4 protein-coding genes are annotated in these 7,257 nt (G+C 71.9%); all 4 read left to right on the top strand.

Annotated features, from left to right (window positions below; genetic code table 11):
* The first annotated feature begins 114 nt into the window (after window positions 1-114).
* On the top strand, window positions 115-1,122 hold the full coding sequence (locus ACFUK0_RS38880) for a carbohydrate ABC transporter permease (protein ID WP_380258578.1): 1,008 nt from the start codon (window positions 115-117) through the stop codon (window positions 1,120-1,122).
* Window positions 1,119-2,093 carry a carbohydrate ABC transporter permease gene (locus ACFUK0_RS38885; RefSeq protein ID WP_380258580.1) on the top strand — a complete coding sequence of 325 codons (975 nt, stop codon included), beginning with the start codon at window positions 1,119-1,121 and terminating at the stop codon, window positions 2,091-2,093. The genes ACFUK0_RS38880 and ACFUK0_RS38885 overlap by 4 nt, the downstream gene beginning before the upstream one ends.
* A gap of 151 nt (window positions 2,094-2,244) precedes the next feature.
* Window positions 2,245-5,382 (top strand): Ig-like domain-containing protein, encoded by a 3,138-nt coding sequence (locus tag ACFUK0_RS38890; RefSeq protein WP_380258582.1) that lies wholly within the window; start codon window positions 2,245-2,247, stop codon window positions 5,380-5,382.
* Between the two features lie 186 nt (window positions 5,383-5,568).
* Window positions 5,569-7,149, top strand: coding sequence for a DUF4153 domain-containing protein (locus ACFUK0_RS38895; protein WP_380258584.1), 1,581 nt, complete (start codon window positions 5,569-5,571; stop codon window positions 7,147-7,149).
* The last annotated feature ends 108 nt before the right edge of the window (window positions 7,150-7,257 follow it).

Consider the following 7,257-nt stretch of genomic DNA (forward strand, 5'->3'; position numbering starts at 1 on the left):
GGTGCGGGGCCACCCACCCGCACCGCCCGCCCCTCTGCCCCGGCAGTTTCCCCAGCACTGCCGTACCCCTTGCCCCACCGGGGATCCCAGGGATTCCAGGAAGGACGAACAGTCATGTCCGTCACCAGGGCACTGCTCGCCGACGGCGCGTGGACCGACGCGGGCGTCAAGCTCGGCAACAGCCTCGGCGCCATCGCGGGATTCCTCGGGATCCTGCTGCTGGTCTTCTTCGTCGCCGGCCGCGCCTCCGGGCGGCTCAGCCGCCCGCTGGCCATCGGCGTCTTCCTCGGCCCGGCCGTGCTGCTGCTGATCATCGGACTGGTCGCACCCCTGGTGCGGACCGTCTACCTCAGCTTCTACAACGACGACAGCAGCCGCTTCGTCGGCGGGAAGAACTACGGCTGGGCGTTCACCAGCGACACCATCCAGCACGTGCTGTTCAACACGCTGCTCTGGCTGCTGGTGGCGCCGCTGGCGGCCACCGGGCTCGGGCTGGCGCTCGCCCTGCTGGTGGAGCGGATGCGCCGGCAGGCGATCTACAAGTCGCTGATCTTCATGCCGATGGCGATCTCGCTGGTCGGCGCGAGCATCATCTTCAAGTTCATCTACGAGGCCCGGGACATCTCCCAGCCGCAGATCGGCCTGCTCAGCCAGCTGGCGATCACCCTGGGCTGGCAGCACCCGCCGAACTGGATGCTCTCGCAGCCGCTCAACACCTTCCTGCTGATGGTGGTGATGGTCTGGGTGCAGACCGGGTTCGCCATGGTGGTGCTGTCCGCCGCGATCAAGGCCATCCCGGACGAGGTGACCGAGGCCGCGCGCCTGGACGGCGCCGGCGGGTTCAGGCTGTTCTGGTTCGTCACGGTGCCGATGATCCGCACCACCCTCGTGGTGGTGCTCACCACCGTCATGATCACCACGTTGAAGGCCTTCGACATCGTCCGGACGATGACCGGCGGCAACTTCGGCACCCAGGTGCTCGCCAACGAGATGTACTCGCAGTCGTTCGTCCAGTTCAACACCGGGCGGGGCAGCGCCCTCGCGGTGATCCTCTTCCTCGCGGTGCTGCCGCTGGTGGCCTACAACGTCGTCCAGCTGCGCAAGGAGCGTGCCGTCCGATGAACGAGCCCAGCGCGGCCGAGTCCGCCCCCGCCCCCGTTCCCGCCGGCCGTCCGACCGGTGTCGCCCCCGTTCGCGGGCCGGTCCGCAAGGCCTTCAGCCGCCCGCTCGCCTCGGTGTTCGTGATCGCCGTGACGGTGCTGTGGACGATCCCGACCCTCGGGCTGCTCGTCACCTCGCTGCGACCCAAGCGCGACGTGGCGCAGACCGGCTGGTGGAACGCCTTCACCCACCCCGGCCTGGGCCTGTCGAACTACCACACGGTGCTGTTCGAGGGCGGCTTCGGCGTCAGTGGCGGCCTGCTGCCCTACCTGGTCAACTCGCTGGCGATCAGCATCCCGGCGACGGTCTTCCCGCTGGTGATCGCGGCGATGGCGGCGTACGCGCTCTCCTGGGTGCGGTTCCGGGGCAGCGACACCGTCTTCTTCGTGATCTTCGCGCTCCAGGTGGTGCCGCTGCAGATGGCGCTGATCCCGCTGCTGCAGCTGTTCTCCGGCGGCGCGCACCTCGGATCGGTGACGCTGATCCCGGCGTTCGACCTGAGCGGGACGTACGCGCCGGTCTGGCTGGCGCACACCATGTTCGCGCTGCCGCTGGCGATCTTCCTGCTGCACAACTTCATCTCGCAGCTGCCGCGCGACCTGATGGAGGCGGCGGTCGTCGACGGCGCCTCGCACTTCAAGATCTTCCGCTCGATCGTGCTGCCGCTCTGCACCCCGGCCCTGGCCTCGTTCGCGATCTTCGAGTTCCTCTGGGTCTGGAACGACCTGCTGGTGGCGCTCACCTTCGCGGGCGGCACCCCCGAGGTCGCGCCGATGACCGTGCGGCTGGCGCAGCTCTCGGGCTCCTTCGGCGGCCGCTGGGAGCTGCTGACGGCGGGCGCGTTCCTGTCGATCATCATCCCGCTGATCGTCTTCTTCAGCCTGCAGCGGTACTTCGTCCGCGGCCTGCTGGCCGGCTCCGTCAAGGGCTGAGCCCCCGGGCGGTCCCGGGCCCCGCTGCGGGCCCGGATCGCCCGGGATCCGCAGGGAATGTGCGGATTCCGCGGACACGATCACCCCCCAACCGGTACACCAGGATCGGCAGTTCGTCCGATGATGCGGTAACCGGGCCCGGGGGGACGACGTGACGTTCAGAGCTCTCTCGTTCAGGCGTTTCACACCATTCCGACGCGCGACGGCCGGCCTCACCGTGGCCCTCACGGCGCTGGCGCTCCTGGTGGCCGCCCCGGCGCAGGCGGCCACCGCGACACTCGGCAACACCTCGGCCGGCTCGGCCACCGACTCCGGGGACTCCAACTACCTCAACGCCTCCCGGTACGTCACCGGGTCGAGCGGCGGCACCGTCAGCAGCGTCAGCGTGCACGTCGGCGCGGTGGGTGCGGCGCCCGGCAACCAGTTCCAGGCGGCGGTGTACGCCGACAACGCCGGCAAGCCCGCCGCCCTGCTCGCCGGCAGCGCGAGCGCCACGCTCACCCCCAACGCCTGGAACACCGTCGCGCTGACGGCCACCCTCAGCCCCAACACCCCGTACTGGCTGGCCTACAACACCAACGGCGCGAACGCGGCGGTCAACAACCTGCACTACAGCCCCGGCGGCACCAGCGTGTACGGCACCGGCGGTGCGGCCTTCGGCAGCTGGCCGGCCACCTTCGGCCCGACCTCCGGCAGCAGCATCGACCTGTCGGTCTACGCCACCTACACACCCGGCACCGGCGGCAGTACCCCGCCCGGGCAGGGGCCGGGCGGGGAGGGGCCGATCCTGCTGGTCGGCGGCGCGGCCAACCCGTACACCGGGTACTACGCCGAGATCCTCAAGGCCGAGGGCCTGAACTACTACAAGGCCACCGACCTGTCCGCGGTGACGGCCTCGATGCTGGCCTCCTACGACGTCGTGCTGCTCGGCGAACTGCCGCTCACCGCGGCCCAGGCCGCGATGTTCACCACCTGGACCAACGGCGGCGGCCGGCTGATCGCGATGCGCCCGGACAAGCAGCTCGCCCCGCTGCTCGGGCTCACCGACGCCGGCGGCACCCGCGCGGACTCCTACCTCAAGGTCGACACCACCGCGGCGCCCGGCACCGGCATCACCGCCGACACCATGGGCTACCACGGCACGGCCGACCTCTACACGCTGAACGGCGCCACCGCCGTGGCCGGCCTGTACGGCGACGCGACCACCGCCACCGCGAACCCGGCCGTCACGCTGCGCACCGCGGGCAGCGGCCGGGCCGCCGCGTTCACCTACGACCTGGCGAAGTCGGTGGTGCAGACCCGGCAGGGCAACATCGCCTGGGCCGGGCAGCAGCGCGACTCCACCGACGGCTACGAGGCCGGCGAGATGTTCTACGGCGCCGGCGGCCAGGACTGGAACGACCTGGGCAAGGCGCTGATCCCGGTCGCCGACGAGCAGCAGCGGCTGCTGGCCAACCTGATCACCCTGATGGACTCGGCGAAGAAGCCGCTGCCCCGGTTCTGGTACTTCCCCCGGGACGTCAAGGCGGTGGTCGTGATGAGCGGCGACGACCACGGCATCGGCGGCACCGCCGGGCGGTGGGACGGCTACGTCGCGCAGAGCCCGCCCGGCTGCAACGTCGCGGCCTGGGAGTGCGTGCGCGCCACCTCCTACCTCTACACGAGCGGCCCGATGACGGCCGCCCAGGCCCAGGCCTACTCCGACCAGGGCTTCGAGGTCGGCCTGCACGTCACCACCGGCTGCCAGCCCTGGGGCACGCCGGCCGCCCTGCAGGGCATGTACGCGGACCAGCTGGGCGCCTGGAAGGCCAAGTACGGCTCGCTGCCCACGCCTTCGAGCAGCCGCACGCACTGCGTCGAGTGGGACGACTGGGCGACCCAGGCGAAGACCAAGCTGGCCAACGGCATCCGGCTGGACGAGGACTACTACTTCTACCCGGCGTCCTTCACCCAGGACCGGCCCGGCTACTTCAACGGCACCGCCCAGATCATGAAGTTCGCCGACGCCGACGGCAGCCTGATTGACGAGTACCAGGCGACCACCCAGCTGACCGACGAGTCCGGCCAGACCTACCCCGGCACCGTCACCACTCTGCTGGACGCCGCCTACGGCCCGCAGGGCTACTACGCGGCGCTGACCGCCAACATCCACACCGACTACGCGGCCTCCGGCGCCTCGGACGCGATCGTGGCGGCCGCGAAGGCGCGGGGCGTGCCCGTGGTCTCCGGCCGCCAGATGCTCACCTGGCTGGACGGCCGGGCCGGATCGGCGTTCAGCGGGCTGGCCTGGAGCGGCAGCTCGCTGACCTTCGACATCACGGGCGGGGCGAACGGGCTGCGCGCGATGCTGCCGGTCTCCTCGGCCGCCGGGACGCTGGCGGGCATCGCTTCGGGCGGCCACCCGGTGAGCTACCGGATCGAGACGGTCAAGGGCGTCGCGTACGCGTTCTTCGACGGTGCGGCCGGCTCGTACTCCGCCTCGTACGGCGCGGACACCACGGCGCCGGCCGTCACCGGCGCCTCCCCGGCGGACGGCGCCACCGGCGTCGCGGCCGGCACGGCCGTGCGGTTCTCCTTCGGCGAGCCGCTGGACCCGGCGAGCGTGACCGGCTCGGCGCTCACCCTGCGGACGGCCGCGGGAGCCGCCGTCGCGGGCACGGCCGCGTACGAGGCGACGACCAGCGGGGCGGTGTTCACCCCGAGCGCCCCGCTCGCGCTGACGACCGGTTACACCGCGACCGTCCAGGGGGTGAGGGACGTGGCCGGCAACGCGCTGGCGAGCCCGTACTCCGTCTCCTTCACCACGGCCGGCGCGCCGCCGCAGACGCTGGGGAACACGGTGGCCGGCACGCTGATCGACGACACCGACTCCAACCACCTGAACGGCAGCCGGGTCACCACGGGGCCGGCGCCGGTGGCACTGAGCTCACTGAGCGTGCACGTGGGCTCGGTGAGTGCCGCGCCGAACAACCTGTTCCAGCTGGCCGTCTACACCGACGCCGCGGGGTCGCCGGGCACGCTGGTCGCGTCGACCGGCAGCGGCACGCTGACCGCGAACGCCTGGAACTCGCTGCCGGTCGGCGGGGTGACGCTGAGCGCGGGCACGTCCTACTGGTTCGTCTACAACAGCAACGGCACGAGTGCGTCGGTGAACAACATGAACTACAGCTCGGGCGCGCTCGGCCAGGGCGGCTACAGCAGCACCGGAGTGCCCTTCGGGACCTGGCCGGCGAGCTTCGGGCCGGTGGTGAAGGACCGGCTGGTGTACTCGCTGTACGGGTCCTACTGACGGTGCGGAGGGCGCGGGTGGTTGTGTCACAGCTCTGCGACACAACCATCCGGGCCCAGATTTGAACTTGTTCAGAATGGTCGGAACTCTCTAGAGTCTGCGTCATGTCGCGGCGCTCCGTGCGCCGGCCGGCGGACTGCCCCCTGGGCGGATTCCGCACGTCCGCCGACCTTCTGAGGGGGCCCCATGTCCGGTCAGTCCATCCCCGCCGCCCCGCCGCCACCCCGGCCCTTCCCGAACGGCACACCGGTCCAACCCGGCCCGATCGCGGTGGAACGACGCCGCCTGCTCGCCGGTACGGACCCGGACCGCCGGGCACCCGCTACCCCGAAGGTGCTGGCCGCCGCCCTGGCCACCGGGCTCCTCACCGCCTGGCTGCTGGGCGACGGACTCGGCGTCAACCTGCTGCTCTGCGCGGCCGTCGCCGCCGTCGCCGCCGGGCTCACCGCCCGGTCGGCCGGCCGCCGGGTGCGGCCCTGGACGCTGGCCTGGAGTGTGCTCGCCCTGGCCCTGCTGGTGGTGCCCGCCCTGTGGGACGCGGGCTGGCCGGCCTTCCTGTCCGTCAGCGCCGCGCTCGCCCTCACCTCGCTCGCCCTGCACGGCGGACGGCGCTGGACGGGCGTCACCCTCGCCCTGCCCGGCGTGCTCTGGCAGCTCGCCCCGTCCGTCCTGTGGGCCCTGGACGCGCTTCGCGGGCGGGAGTACCCCGCGAAGCAGAAGGTGCTGCCGGTCCTCAAGGCGCTCGCCGTGGCGGTCGTCCTGCTGGTCGTCTTCGGCGCCCTGTTCGCCGGCGCCGACGCCGCGATGGCCGACGTCCTGGAGAGCCTGACGCCCTCCCTCGACCTCGACGAGCTGCCGCTGCGGTTCGTGCTGCTGGTACTCGGCCTCGTCACCGCGCTCTCCTTCGCCCACATGGCGGCCGGCCCCCGCCGCTGGGACCGCCTGCGGACCGAACCGGGCCGCGAGCGCGGACGGCTCGAATGGGCCGTGCCGCTGGGCGCGCTGAACCTGATGTTCGCCGCCTTCACCGTCGTGCAGGTCGTCGTGCTGGCCGGCGGCCGCGACGCCATCATGACCAACACCGGGATGAGCCGATCCGAGTACGCCCGGCAGGGCTTCTGGCAGCTCATGGTGATCACTGTCCTCACCCTCGTCGTGGTCGGACTCGCCAAGCGCTGGGCGCCCCGGTCCACGCCGGCCGACCGGCGGCTGGCCAGGGCGGTGCTCGGGACGCTCTGCGTGCTGAGCCTGGTGGTGGTCGGCTCGGCCCTGGTCCGGATGTACTTCTACGTGGACGCCTCCGGCCTGACCAGGCTGCGCCTGTGGGTACTGGTCGTGGAGATCTGGCTCGGCGTGGTCTTCCTACTGGTCATCGCCGCCGGGGCGCTGCGCGGGGCCGGCTGGCTGCCGCGGGCCGTCCTGCTCAGTGCGGCGCTCACCGCCGCCGTCTACGGCCTGATGGGCCCGGACGCCGTCGTCGCCGAGCAGAACGTGGCCCGCTTCGAGCGGACCGGCCAGATCGACCTGCGCAACGTCCGGGACCTCTCGGTCGACGCCGCCCCCGCCCTGGACCGGCTGACCGGCGACCGGCGGACCTGCGCGCTGGCGCTGATCTGGTACGACACCGGCGGCTCGAAGCCCTGGTACGCGATGAGCCTGGCGCAGTCCCGCGCGCGGGACGTCTTCCGCGACCACCCGATCGGGGACCGCGAGGACAAGGCCTGCCGGCGGGCCGGCTTCGAGCCCGGCTACTCGGAGCGCTACTAGGGCGCGTCCTCAGGCTGCTGTCCGCCGGGCGAACGACGGGAGTCCGAAGACGCGCCCGGTACTGACGGCAGGAGAGCACGACGGCGCCGGCCGGAGGATCGGATCCTC

The organism is Kitasatospora sp. NPDC057223, assembly GCF_042669755.1.
Classification (GTDB): Bacteria; Actinomycetota; Actinomycetes; order Streptomycetales; family Streptomycetaceae; genus Kitasatospora.